This window comes from Chryseolinea sp. H1M3-3, from assembly GCF_029360725.1.
Lineage (GTDB): Bacteria > Bacteroidota > Bacteroidia > Cytophagales > Cyclobacteriaceae > Chryseolinea.
Window position 1 is genome coordinate 512,715 of record NZ_JARKMY010000018.1, and the last position, 22,391, is coordinate 535,105.

The 22,391-nt window shown below is 43.1% G+C and carries 19 protein-coding genes and 1 other RNA gene; 8 read left to right on the forward strand and 12 right to left on the reverse strand.

The annotated features are described in order from the left end of the window. Positions 1–140 precede the first annotated feature (140 nt). The 7 genes from fucP to tsaD form a co-directional block, all read right to left on the reverse strand. Positions 141–1,400 carry an L-fucose:H+ symporter permease gene (fucP, locus tag P2W71_RS26175; protein WP_276374388.1) on the reverse strand — a complete coding sequence of 420 codons (1,260 nt, stop codon included), beginning with the start codon at positions 1,398–1,400 and terminating at the stop codon, positions 141–143. Between the two features lie 41 nt (positions 1,401–1,441). Continuing rightward, on the reverse strand, positions 1,442–2,287 hold the full coding sequence (locus tag P2W71_RS26180; protein WP_276374389.1) for a fumarylacetoacetate hydrolase family protein: 846 nt from the start codon (positions 2,285–2,287) through the stop codon (positions 1,442–1,444). 30 nt (positions 2,288–2,317) lie between these two features. Next, positions 2,318–3,091: a glucose 1-dehydrogenase gene (locus P2W71_RS26185; protein WP_276374390.1), complete on the reverse strand. Its 774-nt coding sequence runs from the start codon at positions 3,089–3,091 to the stop codon at positions 2,318–2,320. Positions 3,092–3,107: 16 nt separating this feature from the next. Next, complete coding sequence (locus tag P2W71_RS26190; RefSeq protein WP_276374391.1) at positions 3,108–3,614, reverse strand: HNH endonuclease; 507 nt, start codon at positions 3,612–3,614, stop codon at positions 3,108–3,110. A gap of 126 nt (positions 3,615–3,740) precedes the next feature. Next, on the reverse strand, positions 3,741–4,532 hold the full coding sequence (locus tag P2W71_RS26195; protein ID WP_276374392.1) for a C40 family peptidase: 792 nt from the start codon (positions 4,530–4,532) through the stop codon (positions 3,741–3,743). Between the two features lie 20 nt (positions 4,533–4,552). Beyond that, the gene (gene smpB / locus P2W71_RS26200; RefSeq protein WP_276374393.1) at positions 4,553–5,014 is read right to left on the reverse strand and encodes an SsrA-binding protein SmpB; all 462 of its coding nucleotides are present in this window, start codon (positions 5,012–5,014) and stop codon (positions 4,553–4,555) included. Positions 5,015–5,162: 148 nt separating this feature from the next. Continuing rightward, positions 5,163–6,167, reverse strand: a complete 1,005-nt coding sequence (gene tsaD / locus P2W71_RS26205; RefSeq protein WP_276374394.1) for a tRNA (adenosine(37)-N6)-threonylcarbamoyltransferase complex transferase subunit TsaD — start codon at positions 6,165–6,167, stop codon at positions 5,163–5,165. A 10-nt stretch (positions 6,168–6,177) separates the two neighbouring features. Here tsaD and P2W71_RS26210 point away from each other — a divergent pair, with 10 nt between their 5' ends. From P2W71_RS26210 to P2W71_RS26220, 3 genes are all read left to right on the forward strand, one after another. Further along, entirely contained in the window at positions 6,178–10,758 is a 4,581-nt protein-coding gene (locus P2W71_RS26210) for a translocation/assembly module TamB domain-containing protein (protein WP_276374395.1), read from the forward strand. Beyond that, complete coding sequence (locus P2W71_RS26215; protein WP_276374396.1) at positions 10,745–11,623, forward strand: DUF2279 domain-containing protein; 879 nt, start codon at positions 10,745–10,747, stop codon at positions 11,621–11,623. The genes P2W71_RS26210 and P2W71_RS26215 overlap by 14 nt, the downstream gene beginning before the upstream one ends. A 77-nt stretch (positions 11,624–11,700) precedes the next feature. Continuing rightward, positions 11,701–12,099 (forward strand): hypothetical protein, encoded by a 399-nt coding sequence (locus P2W71_RS26220; protein ID WP_276374397.1) that lies wholly within the window; start codon positions 11,701–11,703, stop codon positions 12,097–12,099. A gap of 161 nt (positions 12,100–12,260) precedes the next feature. Here P2W71_RS26220 and P2W71_RS26225 read toward each other — a convergent pair whose 3' ends face one another. Then, on the reverse strand, positions 12,261–13,013 hold the full coding sequence (locus P2W71_RS26225; protein WP_276374398.1) for an AraC family transcriptional regulator: 753 nt from the start codon (positions 13,011–13,013) through the stop codon (positions 12,261–12,263). A gap of 96 nt (positions 13,014–13,109) precedes the next feature. Further along, positions 13,110–14,090 (reverse strand): aldo/keto reductase, encoded by a 981-nt coding sequence (locus P2W71_RS26230; RefSeq protein WP_276374399.1) that lies wholly within the window; start codon positions 14,088–14,090, stop codon positions 13,110–13,112. 249 nt (positions 14,091–14,339) lie between these two features. Between P2W71_RS26230 and rnpB the strand changes: the two genes are divergently transcribed. The 3 genes from rnpB (at position 14,340) to P2W71_RS26245 (ending at position 16,531) form a co-directional block, all read left to right on the forward strand. Beyond that, positions 14,340–14,746, forward strand: an RNA gene (gene rnpB, locus P2W71_RS26235) — RNase P RNA component class A. Positions 14,747–14,812: 66 nt separating this feature from the next. Then, positions 14,813–15,964, forward strand: a complete 1,152-nt coding sequence (locus P2W71_RS26240) for a sigma-54 dependent transcriptional regulator (protein ID WP_276374400.1) — start codon at positions 14,813–14,815, stop codon at positions 15,962–15,964. Positions 15,965–16,087: 123 nt separating this feature from the next. Beyond that, positions 16,088–16,531: a DMT family transporter gene (locus tag P2W71_RS26245; RefSeq protein ID WP_276374401.1), complete on the forward strand. Its 444-nt coding sequence runs from the start codon at positions 16,088–16,090 to the stop codon at positions 16,529–16,531. Between the two features lie 18 nt (positions 16,532–16,549). Here P2W71_RS26245 and P2W71_RS26250 read toward each other — a convergent pair whose 3' ends face one another. Then, positions 16,550–17,545 carry a bile acid:sodium symporter family protein gene (locus P2W71_RS26250; protein ID WP_346659977.1) on the reverse strand — a complete coding sequence of 332 codons (996 nt, stop codon included), beginning with the start codon at positions 17,543–17,545 and terminating at the stop codon, positions 16,550–16,552. Positions 17,546–17,922: 377 nt separating this feature from the next. Here P2W71_RS26250 and P2W71_RS26255 point away from each other — a divergent pair, with 377 nt between their 5' ends. Continuing rightward, positions 17,923–18,501, forward strand: a complete 579-nt coding sequence (locus P2W71_RS26255; RefSeq protein ID WP_276374402.1) for a hypothetical protein — start codon at positions 17,923–17,925, stop codon at positions 18,499–18,501. A 119-nt stretch (positions 18,502–18,620) separates the two neighbouring features. On the opposite strand, the gene P2W71_RS26260 is transcribed toward P2W71_RS26255, so the two are convergent. Next, on the reverse strand, positions 18,621–19,244 hold the full coding sequence (locus P2W71_RS26260) for a hypothetical protein (protein ID WP_276374403.1): 624 nt from the start codon (positions 19,242–19,244) through the stop codon (positions 18,621–18,623). A gap of 2 nt (positions 19,245–19,246) precedes the next feature. Beyond that, a complete protein-coding gene (gene rpoN, locus P2W71_RS26265; RefSeq protein ID WP_276374404.1) occupies positions 19,247–20,716 on the reverse strand; it encodes an RNA polymerase factor sigma-54 in 1,470 nt (489 codons plus the stop codon). Positions 20,717–20,939: 223 nt separating this feature from the next. Here rpoN and asnS point away from each other — a divergent pair, with 223 nt between their 5' ends. Continuing rightward, positions 20,940–22,376: an asparagine--tRNA ligase gene (gene asnS, locus P2W71_RS26270; protein WP_276374405.1), complete on the forward strand. Its 1,437-nt coding sequence runs from the start codon at positions 20,940–20,942 to the stop codon at positions 22,374–22,376. Positions 22,377–22,391 lie beyond the last annotated feature (15 nt).

Genomic DNA, 22,391 nt, shown 5'->3' on the forward strand with positions numbered 1-22,391 from the left:
ATATAGGGAGGTAATCTGAAATGCGGTACTTTCAAATGCTAAGTGATTGTCTTAAAGGGAAATTGATTTAACATCTTGAACTGCCATTCATCTTGAGTTAAGTAGACTCTGTTCGTGTCAATAACTACGTTGGGTCTTAGCTAATGCTTTACAGGATCTGCATTATACCCCTTCCATCCGTAAAAGAACACGGCTAAAAAGCAGATGCAGGGAAGAATAAAAGACTGTTGTATTCCTATCGCTTGCGCCATGTACCCCATCACCGGTGGCAAAATAGCGCCTCCAACAATCGCCATAATAATAAAAGATGATCCCAGTTTAGTGAACTCACCCAAACCTTTCACGCCTAGGGCAAAGATTGTCGGGAACATAATTGACATAAAAAAATTAATGGCTAAAACCGAATACACGGCCGTCAATCCATCTGCGAAAACACCCGCCAGACAAAGCAGTGCCGCAGCGGCTGCGTAAGTGGTTAGAATCTTGTGGTCTTTTACTACCGTCATAAGCATCGTACCCAAAATTCTACCGGCGACAAACAATGAGGTACCGATGACTAAAAATTTCTGTGATGCTACTTCCTTGGAAGTACCAGGCAATATATCGGTTACATAATCTATGGTAATGCCCCAAATTCCAGCTTGAGCACCTACATAAAATAACTGCGCAATAACGGCAAAGGTCAGGTGCCTGTTTTTGAAAATAGCTTTGTCAAATTTTAAAGCTGCACTCTTTGCCGGTTCAGGCATGCGCGTTAAATAAAAGAAAAATGCCACGAGTAACACTACGCCTGCAATCATGGCATAAGGAAGAATTACGGCATCCGCTGCCTGTTGCTTTTCCGCTATTGTCGTCATCGCTCCTTCGTTGCCTGAAAAAATAAAATGTCCGGCGATATAAGGACCAACGACCAATGCGAGGCCATTAAACGATTGAGAGAAATTCAACCGCAGTACAGAAGTCTCCGGCTTACCTAAAATAGTAACGTATGGGTTAGCGGCCGTCTCTAAAAAAGCCAGTCCGCTGGCAATGATATACAAAGCGACAAGAAAGAAACCGAAAGTCAGGAGTTTAGCCGCAGGGATAAACAACAACGCACCGATAGCGTATAAGACCAGTCCCAAAAGAATTCCTTTTTTATAACTATACTTTTCCATGAAAAGTCCTGCCGGTATGGCAATGGTGAAATATCCAAAATAGAATGCCGTTTCCACAAACATTGCTTGTGCCCTGCTGATGGTAAATACAGGTTGGAAATGGGAGATTAACGCGGAGTTCAAAATGTTTGCCATCCCCCACAAGAAGAATAAACTCGTTACCAAAATAAAAGGTACTAAATACGATTTGTTGGTATCGATACTTTCAGATGAACGTACCGCTTCTGTGGTAGGGATAGGCATGATATTAAAATTTGGAAATGCTAAAGTATTGAAATTATTGATTACCGTTTGGCCACTTGCTTTTGTTGACCAAGTCCCTCAATTCCCAACTCTACAATATCTCCGGCTTTTAAATAAATGGGTGGTTTGAAACCAAGGCCTACACCTGCCGGAGTTCCCGTTGAAATAACATCCCCCGGCAGCAACGTCATGAACTGGCTGATGTAACTAACCAGCGTTGGCACTTCGAATATCATGTCATCGGTGTTGTTGTCTTGCATCATTTTGCCATTGACTTTAAGCCACATGTGAAGACTATTATAGTTTGTCAGTTCATCTTTTGTAACAAGGTATGGCCCCATGGGAGCGAATGTATCACAACTTTTGCCCTTTACCCACTGACCATTTCGTTCTAACTGAAACTCACGCTCACTGTAATCATTATGCAGACAAAATCCAGCGACATAATTCATCGCATCTTTTTCTTCCACGTAAGAAGCTTTCTTCCCAATCACAACGGCAAGCTCCACTTCCCAGTCGGTCTTGACGCTATTTTTGGGTATCATCAAATCGTCATTCGGTCCACACAACGCTGTGGTAGCCTTAAAAAATAAAATCGGTTCTTTTGGCAAAGGCATATTTGATTCCAAGGCATGCTTCGTATAGTTCAGTCCCACACAAATGATCTTAGATGGCCTCGTGAACGGGGCGCCTAAGCGTACGCCGGGTTTTACTTTTGGAAGCGTGTTGGCATTTGTCGCAAGCCACTTGTTTAACCTTTGCAACCCATCGGTTTCCAAAAACTTTTCACCAAAGTCTTCACCAAAGGTAGAGACATCCAAAATTTCATCATTCATTAAGACACCTGGTTTTTCTTTGTCAGGCTCACCAAATCGTAGTAGTTTCATAGTTTACTTTTGTTGACACGGCCGAGGCGTTTACCTTAGCTTTATATAACCCCCATCAATGGGATAATCCGTTCCGGTAACAAAGGACGCTTCGTCTGAACACAGGTACAACGCCAAAGCGGCTACCTCGTCAGGTTTACCCATTCGTCCAATAGGTTGTGCGTTAGATAATTTCTCGAACATCTCTTTCTCCCTGCCTGGATAGTTTTTGCTCAGAAATCCATCTACAAACGCGGTATGGATCCGGGCCGGCGAGATACAATTGCATCGGATATTATCCTTCATGTAATCCTGTGCTACAGAGTAAGTCATTGAAAGTATAGCGCCCTTGCTCATGGAATATGCAAAACGATCGGCAATGCCCATGCTCCCAGCGATGGATGCTAAATTCAAAATGACACCTCCACCTTGTTTTTTCATTTGATCAACTACACCAGCCATGGCGTTGTAAACACCTTTTACATTCACCGTGAAGATCCGGTCAAAATCCTGCTCGCTGGTGTTTTCCAGGCGGCCAATATGTGAAATTCCCGCGCAGTTTACTAAAATATCTAATCGGCCCGCATGCTGCACGATGGCAGCCAGCACATTTTTTACCTGTGCCTGGTCCGCTACATTGCACGAATATGATTTTGCTTTTCCACCCTTTGACGTGATCTTATTGACGGTTTCCTCGCCTGTGGTGGCATTTAATTCAAGGATGTGAATTTCCGCACCCTGATCAGCAAAAACTTCAGCAATAGCTTTTCCTATGCCGCTACCACCTCCTGTAATTGCCGCAATTTTCCTATCGAGATTAAACATGAATGAAAGATAAGGATTAGTATGAATGGCTACTTAAGAAACTATCCCACTCGCCTGCCTGACCATTTAAATGGTCTTTTAAAAAAATGGCATACGATGGCTTATATGGTTTTTTTCGAAGCGGCATATTTGCTTCCTCTGGTGTGTAGTCACCTTTTTTTGCATTGCATTTTTTACAAGCGGCAACCAGGTTGATCCAGGTATCCTTACCGCCCTTTGCCCTAGGCACTACGTGGTCGATGGTGAGTTCCCGACGCGTACCGCAATACTGGCATTCAAAATTATCACGCTTAAAAATATTTTGCCTGGTAAGATTAACGCCCTTGTAAGGGGCGTTAACATATCGATTCAGTCGGATGACAGATGGCATCGGAAAGCTTTGGGTCACAGAATGCAATTTGTGACCATTAGCAGACCTTACCAATTCACTTTTCTTTAGGAACACAAGAATGAAGGCACGTTCCACTGAGCAGACCATCAGTGGACTATTATCTTGATTAAGAACCAAAACCCTGCTGTTCATAATGGTAAGATATAACCAATCTTGCTAACTACAAAAAGGTTTCAGATTGAAGGTAGCAGGTTTGGAAATTGGACAAGTACTCGCCAACTTTTACATCCTTTTGACCTCCGTTATGTTTTCTTCGAACTACTCCGTTAGAACCCTTCGGAGATGTGAGAACTGATGCGTGTAACTTTTAGTTTCCTGGTTAAGGATTCCTTGTTCATTCAGGTTATCAACTCTTACACGTCCGGAAGCATGTATGACTTTGTCCTGCTCCAGCAATATTCCAACATGGTGAATTTTTCCTTCCTTATTTTTGAAAAATGCTAAATCACCCGGCTTGGCGTCATGTAAGGAATTGACCGGTTTTCCTTGCGTCGCTTGTTGCGTTGAATCACGTAGCAGTCGATATCCGCAAATCTTGAAGACCATTTGGGTAAGTCCTGAACAGTCAACACCGAAAGTGCTTTTACCGCCCCACATGTAGGGAGAGTTCAGATATTTTATCACCGTGTTCCTCAAGAATTCAAACTCTCTTTTCTGACCCAGGTTTTTTGCTTCACCAATGAATGCAAACTGTTCTTCCATTTTAAAAAGTTCCGAACTGGAAATGGGTATCATACTTCCCATCAAAATTATCTGGCGGCTCTTGTTGTATAAGATGCTGGAAGTAACATCGGTGGTGATTTTAAACTCTGCCTGATTTAAGTATTCGAAGTACTCCCTGGAAATGCCGTGATGTTGTTTTTCATCTATCCAACCTTCGTAGTTGTCAAAATTACTTCTTATGCGGAGCCATTTACGATCGGTTGCCTGGTCGGTTACTTCGTAGTGATCACCAAAAAGAAGCTGTGTTACTTGCTCGGCTTTATCTGATGTTTCCGCACGTACGGGTACAACGCTGAGGCGGCAAACACCATATTCCAAAATTTCCATGTAGGGGAGAAAATTAATAATTATTTCAATTTTAAACGACTAAGTTCTCGTTTCGCGTCTCGGTCTTTAATTGTATTTCTTTTGTCAAAAACCTTCTTTCCCCTCGCAACGGCTATTTCCAATTTTGCTAAACCTCTGTCATTAATAAATAATCTAAGTGGCACCAGCGTCAGACCTTTCTCTTCCACCTTGCCTTCCAGCTTTTTGATCTCCGATCGTTTCAAAAGTAATTTTCTTTCGCGTGTCGCTTCGTGATTATAATGCGTGCCCTGGGCATAGGGTGTAATATTTATTCCCTTTACAAACAATTCACAGTTGTTTAAGTAACAATATCCATCCTGCAGGTTGGCCTTTCCTTCTCTGATAGACTTTATTTCCGTACCTGTCAGCACCATTCCAGCTACATATTTATCCAGCAATTCATACTCAAACCCAGCCTGCCGGTTTTTTATGTTAATGTCATTTGAAAATCGTGGTTTCATTAAAGTGTTGACATGTTGAGAGTTCTGACGTTTAGGTTTTGTTGGCAGGTTTAAGTTTTAAATATCTTATTAATCAAGTCATCCGTCAAACCTTTTGTCATTTTCTATTCTCAGTTCTTTTGTTAAGGCGTTTAAAATCCAGACATTTTTATATGGGCATCCGTGCCAACGGGACCACATCCAAGGAGCAGAAATCCCCTTTGAGAAACTTATGATGTGCTGCAATGGCGATCATAGCAGCGTTGTCGGTGCAGTATTCAAATGCAGGTATAAAAATTTTCCATCCGCGTTTTTCTCCCATCATTTTTAAATTCTTTCGCAGCCCTGAATTTGCAGAAACACCGCCGGCAATAGCAATGTTTTTTATTCCCGTTTTAGCGCTGGCTTCAGCGAGGCGATGGAGTAACATATTCACCAAATGGTGCTGAAGACTTGCACAGATATCCCGAAGGTTATCCTCTACAAAGGTGGGGTTTTTCGCTTTTTCATCACGCAGAAAATACAGGAAAGCGGTCTTGATACCACTAAAGGAAAAATCGAACCCTGGCATGACTGTTTCGGGAAACTTAAAAGCTTGTGGGTTCCCTTCCTGGGCATATTTATCTATTAACGGTCCCCCGGGGTATGGAAGTCCCATAATCTTTGCAGCCTTGTCAAAAGCCTCACCTACTGCATCATCTTGCGTTTGGCCGATGACTTCCATATCTAAATAGTCCCTCACCAGTACGATTTGAGTGTGGCCACCACTGACTGTCAAACATAAAAATGGAAAATCAGGCTTAGGATCTTCAATGAAGTTGGAAAGCACGTGCGCCTGCATATGGTTCACTTCAATGAGCGGTATCTTCAATCCCAAAGCCAGGCCTTTTGCAAACGAGACTCCCACCAACAGGGCGCCCATCAGTCCTGGACCTCGGGTGAACGCAACCGCATTCAAATCTGTTTTTGAGATGCCAGAACTTTCAATGGCTTCGTGCACGGTAGCGACGATATTTTGTTGATGCGCCCTGGAGGCCAACTCAGGGACAACACCCCCGTATTTTCGGTGTATGGCCTGGGTGGCGATAATATTATTAAGTACCTTGCCGTTTGTAATAACAGAAGCAGACGTCTCATCGCACGAAGACTCAATGGCAAGTATAATGGGACCCATGTGTTGACAAATGAACTTGCAAGTTATTAAAAATAGGATACAGAAAGTACTGGCATACACCATTACAGCTGTCCTTTTCCTATTGATATCTGCGTTTCTGTTCCTGCAAATCCCACCGGTCCAAAACTATCTCATCGGCAAATTCCTGAAAGATTTTACGCAAGTCACCGGTTTTCGAACCACTGTAGAAAGTTTTCAGATGTTATGGTTCGACCGCCTCGAACTCCAGAATGTATCGGTTTATGACCCGGCCAATAACCAAATGATCCGGGCCAGAGAGATCCTGGTCAACTTCAAACTCTCCCAACTGTGGGAAAATAAAAACGTGAATATTGACGGTGTATTCCTCGATAGTGCCCATGTATTTGTAACCAAGATCGATGAGTCAGATACCTCCAGGGATCTGAACATGAACGTCTTCATCTACAACATCAACCACGGTTACTCCTCAGGCAAGGGAAGCAAAGGAAACCCACCACGGATCAACATTGGTGAAGCATTTGTCAACCGCAGTCAGTTTACATACGTCAATCAGGATCGCGATTCCGTGTCTTCTGGTTTTGATTATAATCACTTCTCTCTTTCTGTTGATGAAGGACAGTTAAGCAGTTTTGTTATTCTTGGCGATACCACTGAATTCAACGTCAGCACACTGATCGCTCAAGATTTAAAATCTCAATTCAAGGTTAAACAGATTTCAACTTTTTTCCGTGTATGCCAGAAGTCCATGGAGTTTGTCGGCCTCAACGTAGAGGCTGGTGAAAGCACGGTTTCCGACACCGTTATCTTCACTTACGATCGCCTGCCGGATCTGAATGATTTTGTAAACAAGGTAAATATTCATGCAAACCTGAAACGGACATTGATTTATCCTAAAGATCTGTCTTTTTTTATCGACGGGGTTGATGCCATTGAACAACCATTTCGCGTCGATGGAATTTTTAATGGTGGCGTAAACAATTTCAAGTTCACCGAGATGACTGTAGACATCGGTAAAACACACCTTTTAGGATCATTGGCTATGGATGGGCTACCCAACATCACGGAGACGTTCATGAATATCAATTTGAAAAACTCTACGGTGGATCCAAATGACCTTTCGTTCTTGTTCAATGAAAATACCATGACACGGTTACGACCGATGGGCATGCTGTCGATGGATGGACAGTTTTTAGGATACACTACTGACTTTGTAGCTAACGGAAAGTTTACCGGAAAACTCGGCCAGATAGATTCGGATATAAATTTTAAAGTAAATGAAAAGAATTTTGATCGTTCAGAATATAGCGGACGCCTTTCTCTCACCAATTTTGACTTAGGCAGATATTTAAAGGACACCGTTACTTTTCAACATGTGAGCATGGATGGCAGAGTGAAAGGTTTTGGGCTTACCCAACACACCGCCGATTTCCAGTTGAACGGTAAAGTCACTTCGATCGGTATCAAAGGATATAACTACAAGAACATCAATACCAACGCACGCCTGGCATTGGAACGGGTAAATGGGTTTGTTGAAATTGATGATCCAAACCTGCAGTTCAGAGGAAACGGCTTTGTCGATTTGCGCGAGGGAAAAAGTATCATCCAGGTTCAGGCTTCCCTGGATACCGCATACTTGCACAATCTCAAACTTACCCGCGATAACATTTTTATATCGACACAGCTGAACGCAGATATCAAAGGCTTGTCGTTGGATTCCTTAATCGGAACGGCGGATCTCAAAAATTTTAGAATTGATTACAATGATAAATCTCTGAGCCTGGAGACAGTAAGTTTAAATTCACAACACAGACTCAATAACAGGCGACTGCTGCTGGAGACGTCGCTGGCCGACTTCGAAGTAACCGGCGACTATTATTTCTCTGACTTGTTTAATGATATCGGAATGCTGTCGGAAGAAATTTCCTTAAATCTCGAAAATGATGATCGCAAAACTGAATATTATTACAAGAACAAAACTTATAAACCAAAATCATATCAGGCGGCGATCAATGTTACTATAAAAGATATCGAGCCGTTAATGCCCTTGTTGGGACTTGACCTTAAACTGTCTCCTAATATTCAAATCGAAGGAAATTTTACCAGCGGACCAACATCAATCTTTCAAGCTTTTACAGAATTCGATTCTCTGCAATATCAAAATACGTTGTTTTTACAAAGCGAAGTTGAACTCACGGCTTCTAAACTTTCAGATAGCGCCAGTGTACTGGGAATGTTGTCATTTCGTTCGCAAAACCAGTCGGTCGGGCCACATTTGAAAACTGAAAACCTCCTTGCCGAGGGTATTTGGAACCGGAGCCACATTGACTTTGGTCTGGACGCCAACCAGGTAAATCAAACCAATAACGTTCGGCTTAAGGGAACAGTTGACTTTTTATCCGACAGCACAAAAATTACCATGGCGCCGTCAGCCCTGACGTTGTTGGAGCGGGAGTGGAAGTTCCGGGAAGGTAATTTTATAAAAATGAAAAATAGCGGTTGGCGGTTTCACGACCTGGCACTGATCAACAACGAACAATCCATAACTGTCTCGGGTATTATTTCCGAAAACCCGGCCCATCTCATTTCCCTGGACGTCAATGCGCTCGACTTATCGCTACTAAATGTTCTTACCAATAAAAAATTCGTCGGTACAATGGACGCCGCCTTGAAATTGAGCAATTTTTACGGTGACCCCTCTTTAGAAAATGATATTGCTATCCGTAATCTTAACATTAACGAATTCCTGATCGGTGATGTAACCGGTAAAAATCGTTGGGATACCGCTCAAAATAAATTTAACATCAACCTTTTCATTGACCGCACCCAAGAACGCATTTTGGATTTAAGTGGTGACTATATGCCCAGCAGGGAAGAAAGCCCGCTTGATATTACAGCCAATTTAAAGAATGCCAATCTCAAAATTGCTGAACCGTTTCTTGCCGACATCTTTAGTGAGATAGAGGGAACCATTTCAGGCGAATTCAAAATTGCCGGACATTTAGTCGCACCCGATATCAGCGGTGAAGGGAATGTAAAAGAAGCGCAGATCATGATCAATTATCTGCGAACAATGTACAGGTTCACGGGAAGTATCGGTTTGACGCCACAGTCTATTTATTTCAAAGATATCGAACTAACGGATGCTTACCGGAATAAAGGAAAATTGAATGGCATGATTTCGCATCAAAACTTTGGCAGTATGGCCATAACGTTAGATGCGACATTTAGAAACCTCCAGGTATTGAACACAACCATCAAAGACAATGATCTCTTCTATGGACAAGCGTACGCGACGGGAGATGTGAAGTTGAGTGGGCCCTTATCCAATCTGAGAATAACATCCAATGCCCGCACGGAACGAAATACCAGGGTCTATATTCCAATCGGCGGATTGTCGTCCGTGGACCGCAAGGACTTCATCTCGTTTGTTAATTTCACAGACACTACCTTTATTAAAAAGGTTGAAAAAAGTGTTGACAAGAAAGTAAGCCTGACGGGGATTACCTTTGATCTTAATCTTGACGTAACCCCTGATGCATATTGTGAAATTATTCTAGATGTAAAATCGGGTGATATCATCCGCGGGCGCGGAACGGGAGATTTAAAACTCCAAATCGATACCAAAGGCGAATTCAATATGTTTGGTCCTGTGGAATTTACCGAAGGCTGGTATAATTTTACGTTGTACAACATCATCAATAAGGAATTTGAAATTCAGAAAGGCAGCCGCATAACCTGGTACGGCGATCCCTACCAGGCGGTCGTCGATATCAATGCATCCTACAATCAACTTGCATCGTTGCTACCGATCATTACCAATCCCGACATTATAGCAAATCCACCACCACCCGTACGACGCAAGTATCCTGTGCAGGTATTAATGAAGATGGATGGTCAAATGCTCGCTCCCAACATTAATTTCGAAATTGTCGCGCGGGATCTTCCACAAAATATCGCATCAGAATCCGGACCGGTAAACCTTGATTTAACATTTACGGCTTTCAAGAACCGGCTGGATGAACAGGAATTAAAGCGCCAGGTTTTTAGTTTGATCATCCTCAGAAGATTTACATCACTCGACCAATCTATTCAAGCGTCAGGCTCTGTGGTCAGCAGTCTGAGTGAACTGCTGTCCAACCAACTGAGTGCCTGGATGAGCCAGGTAGACGAGAACCTTGAAATTGATGTGGACGTAGCATCGATGGACCAGGAGTCGTTTAATACCTTTCAGCTACGGTTCTCCTATACGTTTATGAATGGTCGTTTGCGTGTAACGGGAGATGGTACATTTAACAATACCAGCCAGAACCCCTCCGGAACACAGCCTAATCCTACGACCGTCGCGGGCGATTGGACGGTTGAGTACAAACTAACAGCGGATGGAAAACTTCGTGTTAAAATGTATAGCCGTACCAATGTAAACCCAATATTAAGTTCGATCAATCAGCAAACAGCGATTACAACCGGCGCCAGCATTATCCACACGCAATCCTTCAACGAACTTCGCGATTTATTCCGTTCATCAAGAGAACGTAATAAAAACAAAAACGAGCCTGCCAAAGTCGATGTCAATGCTGAGGCTTTAAAAGAAGAAGATGGGGGCGAGTAAGCGGTTCCTGATATTGATTTTTTTTCCACTGCTTGGTTACAGTCAGGCTTTCGACTCCACCCTAACGATTAATAAAAAAAGACTTAGGGCCTTTACCATTGGCGGCACCGTTGCCTATGGCGCAACACTCGCAGGACTAAGCTACCTTTGGTACTCCGATGCCGAGCGTCAATCTTTTCAATTCTTTAACGACAACCCGGAATGGAAGCAAGTCGATAAAGTCGGACATTTCTTTTCAAGTTTTTATTTCAGCTATGGAACATCACGGGCATTGCAGTGGTGCAGGGTGCCTCCTGCGAAATCCGACTTGATCGGATCTTTGGTCGGATTTGGTGTTATGCTTCCAATAGAAATACTGGACGGATTTTCCGATGCATATGGCGCGTCGACTGGTGACCTCATTGCGAATGCTGCAGGTTCCGCTTTTTTCTTTGGACAATCGCGGCTTTGGAATGAGATTCGCATCTATCCGAGATTTTCTTTTCACAGGACTAAATACGCGGAATTGCGTTCAGATCTATTGGGTAATGATTTAACCAGTGAAATTCTCAAGGATTACAACGGTCAGACGTTCTGGCTATCTGTTGACATGGATAAGTTTCTTAAGTTTCCCAAATGGCTGAATTTTGCTGTGGGATATGGTGCCGAAGGTATGGTCTATGCACGAGATTATCAGAATACAAATGCAGGTTACCTCAGCCCCTATCGGCAGTATTACTTTTCAGTGGATTTTGATCTCAGTGGAATCAAAACAAAATCAAAAGCTGTAAAAACTTTATTGTTTCTTGCCAACATGATTAAGATCCCTGCGCCTACCATTGAGTTCTCAAACAACTCCGTAAAATTCCGGGCCTTGTATTTTTAAACAAAAATTAAAACAATCCATAGTAACCACAGATACATGTAAATGCTTAAATTCCATTCCCTTAAACCAATTTTTTTATGGACGTCATGCAGTACCTCGAGCAATATGCACAACAAATCGGAGGACAATTTACAGATTACGATAGCGGCAAATCTGTTGTGGTAATACCTATCAGTGGTAGCCGATATCAGACGGTACTTGCTGTGAAACAAACAAGTCCGGTTTCAGGGAGAGATCAAGCCATTTTTACTTCCAAAGTTTGTGAATATACACCAGCCCTTGACCTTAAAGCCCTGCTGGAAAAAAATGCAGACTTCGATTACAGCAAATTTGTTCTGGTCGAAGGATATCTGAAAGTAGAAGCCTCTTGCCTGACCTCAACTGCCTCACAAGATCAGGTTAAAGAAATGGTGCAGGAAGTAGCAAAGCTTGCAGACTTTTATGAGTTGAAGCTCACTGGAAAGGATATCCATTAATAATCAGTACGTTCTTCAGTGCAAAGCTTACGAATCAGCATCGCCTGCGCGCCGCTTTTCCTTCGCCCGAATAAAATCAAAAATTTGTTCTCTACGCTGCCGAATAAATACAGATTGTTGGTGGCGTGCGGGTATGATCAATAAAAAACCTTCGCTCGCTACTATAATGATTCGGTGGGTGTCTTGCCGAACCTTTTCTTAAAAGAATGTGAGAAATGAGAGAGGCTTTCAAATCCTAAGTCCAGATAGATTGCGGATGGCTTCTTATTCTTTTTTTCAATTAGATAGTGCGCCTCCGTTAGTCGTTTTTCCTGCAGCCATTGCCTTGGTGATACACCAAATTTTTTTTGAAAGTCACGCTTAAACCCCGCAAGGCTTCTCCCCGTGAGGTACGCAAATTTTTCGACCGGAATATTGAAATGAAAATTGCTGAGCATGAATCTTTCCAAATCTATTTTGTAGGGATCTGAGAAATCGAATAAAACTTCCTTGAGTGCGGGCATTGTATTGAGGAGTAATTGTACCACCTCTTTTACTTTCAGCATGCCTAGCGCATCCGTTATTTTTCCTTCGGGATGTTGCACATAGGGAATGATGGATTGAAAAAAGCCACGCAGAAAATCGTTTCCTGGAATAAGTATATTGGGGGGACCGCTGTATTTTCCCGCTGTTTCTATTTTCTCCTCCAAGGCAATTGTTCTGAGCATGTCTTCTTGCAGGCAAATGACAATCGTTTGGTAATCCTCACCATCAAGAGGCGTCTTGGTGATTTCTCCTAATTGATTTTTTCGGATCAGCAACATCTCACCCTGCTTCATGGAAATATGTTGGTTCGCTGTCTCCAGTGTAAAACAACCGGACACCTGTAGTACCAGGGTATTATGATTAAAAAATCCCACTTTCTCTTTTCGCATAGACGAGAAATAAGAGTAAAAGAGCACACCGGGGATTATTTCAGTTGGATTCGTCACCGCGTAAAGTTATAAAAAACTTAGTTCAACAAATATCCATTATCTCTGAAGATACGTGCTGCCAACTATTGCACCAGGCGAAAAATGAGAAGTTAAGGCATTCATCTCCTCAGCAGTGAAGACGATTTCCATAGCTTGAATATTTTCTGGCAGCCGTGATCTTTTGCTCATGCTTACCAATGGCATGATATCATCCCCCTGTGAATTTACCCAGGCAATCGCAAGTTGTGCTGGAGTATATCCTTTTTCCTTTGCCATTTTCTTGAGCACTTCAACTTTCTCCAGGTTCTTTATCAGATTCGCTCCCTGAAAACGCGAGAAGTGATTTTGGTAGTCATCTGCCGCAAGGGGAGCTTTCATCTCACCAGTCAATAATCCTTCTGCAGTATTGGCAAAGGCTACAACTCCAATACCCAGTTCTTTTGCCGTCGGCAGCAGGTCGGTTTCGATCTGTCGGTCGGCCAACGAATAGCCTATCTCCAATGCTGTTACAGGATGAACGCTATGGGCTTTGCGAAGTTGGTCTGCGGTAACCTCCGACACGCCAAGGTATCGTACCTTCCCTTCCTGGACGAGGTCAGCAACAGTTCCAATCACATCTTCAACGGGAACACTGTTATCCAGTCTGCACGGTTGATAAAGGTCAATGGTGTCTATACCCAACCTAACTAAGGAATAGCTGATAAAATTCTTAATCGCTATCGGACGAAGGTCCAAACCAACCCATTGACCATTGTAAAAAATCCCACCAAATTTCACACTAATGAATGCATCTTTTCTCCTGTCTTTGATCGCTTTACCTACAAGAAGTTCGTTATGACCGTTACCATAAAAGTCCCCTGTGTTCAGGAAGTTGATGCCATGATCCAGTGCCATCTGAATGGTAGCGACACTTTCATTTTCGTCCTTGCCTGGCCCTCCCCACACGGACGACATGCGCATACAGCCTAATCCTAGTTTGGAAACGAGTGGGCCATTTTTGCCAAGTGATATGTTTGTTATTCCTGTTATTGTTTTCATAGCTGTTATTTGTTGAATTAACAGCACAAAGAACAGGGATTGTGCCCCGTGGCAGATTTCTTCAATAGCTCAATTTGCTTGTCTGCACAGCTCAGTCCACGCGGAGAAAAATTGATTCAACGTTTAGCAACGTGAACTCAGTTTGGTTACGAACGGTTTCTATGTCAATGGTGGCGAATGCCAATGAAGCCTGTTTTTTGAATCTGCAAAATCACTTATTACATATTGCTCATTAACGGTTAACTTTGCAATGCAAGCCGCCTTATCGCTCTGCCGCTCTTCACCGGGCACAGGGAGGAAAGTCCGGGCAACATAGGGCAGCGTACTTCCTAACGGGAAGGTAGTCACGCCTCAAGGCACGGCTAACAGAAAGTGCCACAGAAAACAAACTACCAATCCGCCAACGGCGGATGGAAAAGGTGAAAAGGTGAGGTAAGAGCTCACCGCCCTGGTAGCGATATCAGGGGCATGGTAAACCTTACGCGTTGAAAGGTCAAATAGGTTACGTCCACGAAAGTGGTTAGCGGCTCGTTAACAAAAAAGGCGTAACGGGTAGACTGATTGAGTCAGGTCAGTGATGGCTTGACCAGATAAATGATAAGGGTTGTCCGCCTTGGCGGACAAAACAGAACCCGGCTTATAAGCTTGCATTTTTATTAAAAGCCTGTCAGCTTTAGAAAGCTGGCAGGTTTATTTATTTTTAGCGATTAACCAATAAATACATGTCAAAAATTCTCATCATCGAAGATGATAACAAGATACGGTCTATTCTGAAAGAGATACTGGAAGAGAAGAACCACGAAGTGGATGATGCTGCTGACGGCGTTGAAGGGTTGAAGAAGCTTGAACAAGGAATGTTTGACCTTTGTCTTTGCGACATCAAGATGCCCAAAATGGATGGCATGGAAGTTCTTGAAAAATCAAAAGACGCCGAGATAGGAACAAACTTCATCATGATCTCAGCGCACGGCACCATTGATGTGGCTGTCGAGGCTGTAAAAAAAGGAGCCTTCGATTTCCTTCAGAAACCATTTGATTTAGGACGACTTGAAATAACCCTTCGTAATGCGCTCGACAAATCGATCCTGCAACGCGAAACCAAAACCTTAAAGAAGAAGATCTCGAAAAAGAATGAAATGGTAGGTGAGTCGGAGGCAATCAGTCAAGTGAAAGAGATGATTGAGAAGGTTGCACCCACAGATGCCCGTGTTTTGGTGACGGGCCCCAACGGTTCTGGCAAGGAACTGGTAGCACGGTGGATTCATGAAAGCAGCAAACGTGCGAACGGCCCATTGGTTGAAGTCAACTGTGCGGCTATACCTTCGGAACTGATAGAAAGCGAACTCTTTGGACACGAGAAAGGCTCGTTCACCTCTGCCATAAAACAACGGCTCGGAAAGTTTGAATTGGCGGAAGGCGGTACGCTTTTTCTTGATGAAATAGGAGACATGAGTTTGTCTGCACAAGCAAAAGTGTTGCGGGCTTTACAGGAAAACAAAATTACGCGCGTAGGCGGCGACAAAGAAATTCCGGTTCACGTACGCATCGTGGCGGCGACAAATAAAGACCTTCGAAAAGAAATAGAAGAAAATAAATTTCGCGAAGATTTATATCACCGCTTAAGTGTCATTGTTATTAAAGTACCATCCCTCAACGATCGCAAAGAAGATATTCCATTATTAACCGAAAAGTTCCTTGAGGATATCGCTGAAGAATATGGCGCAAAGAAAAAAAGCATCGCGCCCAAAGCCCTTGAGGCATTAAAGAATTACAACTGGACGGGTAACATTCGTGAATTAAGAAATGTGATTGAGCGTCTCGTGATCATGAGCGCAGGGGATATTACCGAAGAAGACGTGAAGAAATATCTGTAAACTCGTTTCTAAATTATGTTCAAAGCGACAGGCAAACTCAGCGTTTCGAAGCGCTGGATTGTCATGTGCATGAACGTTAACATTAACTCGCCGCTATTTTTTTAAAACTTTTACATATCAACTATGGATAAAATAATTTGGATTGCTTTAGCACTTCTCTCGGGGGCATTTCTACCCATTCAGGCAGGCCTAAATACGAAATTAGGAAAAGCACTGGCAAGTCCTGTTTACGCTTCGATGTTCTCTTTCATCGTTGGAGCAGCAGGATTGATCACTTATATTATATTAACACGCCAAACCATTTCATGGGCGGGCATAAAAGACGCTCCTGGTTATGTTTGGATCGGTGGTTTGTTAGGCGCGTTTTATGTTACCGTCATTATTTTAGCTTTTCCGAAATTAGGACCAGGATTAACTTTTGGTTTGGTGGTAGCCGGACAAATGACAGTTTCAATTTTGCTGGAACATTTCAATATACTGGTTGCTCAGCAAAATTCAATTAGCTTCATGAAAGTATTAGGCGTATTGCTTGTCGTTGCCGGGGTAATAATTATCAGGCAATTCTGAAAGGGATTTTTAAAAACGTTAAGATACATTCCGTGCGAGCCGTTGTGCGAGTATACTTCCTGCAAGCAGCTGAAGTGCATGGTATAACATGAGCGGTAAAAGCACAATTCCAAATGCCGCTGCTCCAGGAAAAAGAACTTGTCCCATAACAGCGCCTTGCACGAGTGACTTTTTCGAGCCGCAGAAAATCACTGTAATGCGGTCTTCGCGACTAAGCCCTAACCAAACCGCAAGTAGCTGCATGAGCAACAGCATGATAAAGAAAAGTCCGAGCATGAACGCAGCGAGGATTGCCACCTCCGCAAACGAATATCCTTCAAACATGCGATTTAAAAAAGAATCACAAAATGCCCGGAATACAATCAACAAGATGATGGCCTGATCAAAGTAGCGCAATTGATTTTTAAAACGTTCTGCCAGAAACCCCATACGACGATGGAGTAAAAGGCCAGCGATAACAGGAAGCAAAACCTGGAGACAAAGGTTTACAATTACACCGGAGAGGTCGCTGATGGGAAGAGCGCTACTGCTCACAAAGAGATTCATCCATAGTGGCGTGAGGAATATTCCAAGAAGGCTTGACACACTCGCATTAAAAATTGCTGCTGAGATATTCCCACCGGAAATCGAAACCATTACAACAGAAGAAGAAACTGTAGAAGGCAGCACAGCGAGATAAAACACACCAAGCCACAATAAGTCGGACTCTGCAGTGTAAAATATGCCGCGAAGAAAAAGAATCAAAAGCGGAAAGATCAGAAACGTCGTAGCTTGAATAAGGATATGCATTTTCCAGTGGCCAAGACTGCTGCGCAATTTCGCTGGATCAAGCTTGAGACCATAAAAGAAAAAAATTAAGGTTACGCCAATGTTGCCAACTTGCCTGAGGTGCAACGGGCTGCTGGTACTCCCGGCTTCAGGATAGAGCCATGCAAGACCAACCATAGCAACCATCAATATAAAGAAACCATTTATGCCGGCGCGGCCTAACAATGAGATCAGTTTGTGCATCATCCGGCCGGCAAACTATGACTGTTGCAATCAGTTTCCAAGTTTCTTTTCGCAGTTGATCGACACCTCTGAAGAAGTTATCATAAGCCATCCCTTGGGATAACTAGGGCCCGTTTCGTACGGCAAATCAAACAATGCACTTTACAAGCCCTGAACAATTCTACCACGAATGTATAACGGGTAGGAAACCTATTCGATTAAATAATGATTGAAAAAACCGATCGGTAGAAACCGTAAAAAGAACGTCGCTGACAGCATTTTTGCATCAGATGACGGTAAAAGTTCCTACACTCTTATTACACATTCTTTATTACCTTCTTATTGATTTTGATGCGAACGGCGGGCTTACTATATTAGACAACCATTATAAAAACACGTTTATGGCCGAAGCTACAAGCACGCTACACAAAAACATCAGAGGTGCTGTCGGAGACCTTATCTTTCGCAACTACAATGGTAAAACCATTGTATCCGCTCGCCCTGTTTATAAAAACGAAACCAATACAGAGGCACGCAGGCAAGCGCGCGCCCGTTTCAGCGACGCCGCCCTTTTTGCTAGCCACGCTATGCAAAATCCAAAGCAGAAAGCGTACTATCAGCAAAAAGCGAGGCAACTAAAGCTTCCGAATGCCTATACGGCAGCGATAACAGATTACCTGCGAAAAGCAAAGGCCACAGTGATTACCCCCTCCAGCTTTAGTGCACGAAAGGGAGATATCATCGTCATCAGGGTGTCTAAATCGGTTTTTAAGATTGCCAGCATCAAGGTCATGGCATGTGATCAGCAGGGTAAAGTACTAAGCGAACAGGCGCTGACCGGAACACAAGATCAGAAGATATTTCATTTCACATTCGCGGAGGACTTCCCCGATTTCGACAAGCTTAAGATCACAACGGATGAGCCAGGCGACCAGGAGTACACCATTCATCGTTCAGCATTCCGTCGAAGTTTAATTTGATAACCAACTGACGAAAGAAGCCTGGATTTCTGAACTTGGTGCAGTAGAAAAATTGCTCTGAACGGAAGCACAAAATCCGGTGCTGTAATTTTGCTGTGAAACTTTGCTTGGTAGGTCGCTTAAAACAAAAAAAACATGAGCGCAAAACTCGTTGAAAATCCGAGCACGCTCCCGATCATTACTTCCCTGGGCGTGTGTACGTTCAGTTGTAATCGCGCGGACATCACTACGCCTGCCAGCACAATCGTCGCGATTGTAGGGTAGAAAATCGCGCCGTCTTCCGAGATTTTATTCAACGGTAATAGGATTCCGATCAATCCACATATTCCCAGGCTATGCATGCTGACTCTGTAAAAGTAAGTCACCACCGTTCCAACCAGCACCAGTGCGTCGATAATAATTAAGAATTTCAAAAGATTGTCATTCAATCCAATCCGCGTACGGGTATAAAACAAATAAGTGATGACGATGTAGAGTATTGTAATAAAAGAAAAGGGGATGATCCTTTCCTGCCGTTCCTTCATGGCGAAAGTTTTGATCGATCCGAAGGTCTTAAAGATGCCGATGTTCAATGCGGGGAACAAAAATGTAACGCAGAAAATCAAAAAAATAAAATTGAGATGCCCTTCCTCCTTAAGCGGGTCAAGTGCTGCAGGTAGGGTATACGTTAGCAAGGCAAAGAGATATGTAGCTAACAATAACGGATGAAAAATTACCGAAATAATCCGAGCCGCAAGTGTCACCGCTAAATCTCCTTTCTTAGTCGTGCCACTGGAATATTAAGTTGCTCGCGGTATTTAGCAACCGTTCGTCTCGCGATATTATATCCTTTGTCATTCAGAATTTTTTCAAGCTTATCATCCGAATACGGTTTATCCTTGTCTTCGCTTTCAATGATATCTTTGATGATTTGTTTCACTTCACGGCTGCTCACTTCCTCTCCTGAGTCGGTAGAGATTCCTTCGGAGAAAAAATATTTCAACGGAAAAATTCCGAAATCAGTTTGTATAGCCTTGCTGCTCGCCACCCGCGATACCGTCGAAATATCCATGTTAATCATCGTAGCGATATCTTTCAGAATCATTGGTTTGAGTTTTGTCTCATCCCCTTCCAGGAAGAAGTCATACTGAAAATCGATGATCGCTTTCATCGTACGAAGCAAGGTATGTTGTCTTTGTTTGATTGCGTCTATAAACCATTTAGCCGCATCCAGTTTTTGCTTGACGAACGTTACAGCTTCCTTTAATTTTTTATCCTTCTTGTTACTCTTGTCGTAAGCTTTAAACATATCCGTATACGACCGGCTGATTCTTAATTCAGGGGCATTTCTGCTGTTCAGTGCAAGCTCGAGCTTGCCATTATTGTTCGTCAGAATAAAATCAGGAATGATGTACTGATTTTTCGTTGCTGTTGGTCCTCCTCCACCTCCTGGTTTTGGATTCAACTTGATGATAACCTCCATCGCATCGCGCACGAAATTCTCATCTTCGGTATCGAGCTTCTTTTGTATTTTCTGATAATGTTTCTTTGTGAATTCTTCGAAACACTCAGAGATTATTTTCTTAGCCACGGCTACATCGATATCATGGCCATTGTCCATGCGATCGAGCTGAATGTATAAACACTCCTGAAGGTTTCGCGCAGCGATTCCCGGAGGATCAAAAGTTTGAATTTTTTTCAGAACAGCTTCAACTTCTTCGGCTGTTGTTTCAATACCTTGTGAGAAAGCCAGGTCATTCACAATGGCTTCCAGGTCACGTCGTATATAGCCGTCACTTTCAATACTTCCCACCAGTTGTTTTCCTATCGCAAGTTCCTTCTCACCCAACCCCAGGAAATCCAGTTGATTCATCAGCTGTTCATGAAGGGATGATGCCATTGGAATGGGCATCTCCCGGTTATCTTCATCCTCATCACCATCGCCTTGCATCTTATAACCGCTGTAATCATCATCGCGCAAATAATCCTTAATATCAACATCTTCGTCACTGCTGGCAGTGGTCGATTCAGGAAATTCATCAGGCTCATTTTCAGCAGCCGGCTGCTCTTCGGGTTTCTCTTGCTCCTCGCCTTCCTCCAGGGCAGGATTTATTTCGAGTTCTTCCTCAATTCTACCCTCAAGCTCGGCAGTAGGCACCTGCAACAGCTTTATAAACTGAATCTGTTGCGGGGATAATTTCTGTTGTAATGACTGGCTTAAACCAAGCTTTTGCATGTATCGAAATCTTTATTAATCAATTAAGTAGTTACAAAGTTAAAAAAATACTCCACAGGTTCATGGGCTGGTTAACCGCCCGTATAACATTTCATGGGCCTTTTTAATATCCCGCACTAAGAACCATTAACTCCTGATGAAGTTATGAAAATCTCTAAGTTTTTTCGTTTTTTGCGAACCCTTATCAAAGGGGTAAATAATCAGACTAAACTATTTTACGGAAATGAAGCGGACTAAAATTAAAGCGTTACTGGCGACTTCACCCTCAAATCAATTGGTTACTGTTAATGGCTGGGTCAGAACGTTCCGCAATAATCAATTCATTTCTATTAACGATGGTTCCACCATTCAAAATCTCCAGGCTGTAGTGGAACTGAACAGCGTTGATGAGAGCCTGTTGAAACGGTTGACGCCAGGGGCATGCTTGTCTGTGATTGGCGAATTGGTTGCATCCCTGGGAAAGGGTCAGGCAGTTGAAGTAAAGGTTAAGCAGTTGGAAATTCTTGGAGATTGTGATGCTGAAAAGTATCCGCTTCAATTAAAAAATCGGCCAAGTCTCGAATATTTGCGGGAGGTGGCACACCTTCGGTCACGCACCAATACCTTCAGCGCAGTGATGCGTGTTCGTCACGCTATGGCTTTTGCCGTCCATAACTTTTTTAACGAACGTGGTTTCTTTTACATCCATACCCCGGTCATCACTGGATCGGATGCGGAAGGAGCCGGAGCCATGTTCAGGGTCACGACATTAGATCCAAACAATCCTCCACGTAACGAACAAGGTCATATAGATTTTAAAGAAGATTTTTTTGGGCGCGAAACCAACCTGACGGTTTCCGGACAACTGGAAGGCGAAACTTACGCATTAGCCTTGAGTGAAATCTATACTTTCGGTCCTACGTTTCGAGCTGAAAACTCGAACACCACACGACATCTCGCCGAGTTCTGGATGATAGAACCGGAGATGGCTTTCTATGATATTCAGGACAACATGCAACTGGCACAGGATTTCCTGCAATACCTGGTGCGGTACGCCTTGAAAAACTGTACAGAAGATCTGGAGTTTTTAAACAAACGCGCGCAGGAAGAAGAGGACGCCAAACCAAAAGAGCAGCGGAGTGAATTAGGCCTAATGGATCGCCTCAAGTTTGTTTCTGAAAATGACTTCCAACGTCTATCCTATACGGAGGCTATTGATATATTAAAAAACTCTAACCCGAATAAGAAAAAGAAATTTCAATATCTGATTGATGAGTGGGGCGTGGATCTCCAATCGGAACACGAAAGATTTTTAGTGGAAAAACATTTTAAAAAACCCGTCATTCTTTACAACTATCCCGCCGAAATTAAAGCATTTTACATGCGGCAAAATGAAGACGGAAAAACAGTTGCGGCAATGGATGTTTTGTTTCCTGGCATCGGAGAAATTATCGGTGGATCTCAGCGTGAAGAACGTTATGATCGAATATTAAAACGGATACACGAACTAAAGCTACCCGAAAAAGACCTGTGGTGGTATCTTGAACTGCGCAAGTTTGGTTCCGCTCCTCATAGTGGCTTTGGGTTAGGGTTCGAACGGCTTATCCAGTTTGTTACAGGCATGACCAACATCCGGGATGTTATTCCTTTCCCAAGGTATCCGGGAAATGCGGAGTTTTAATGAATGAATGCAAAC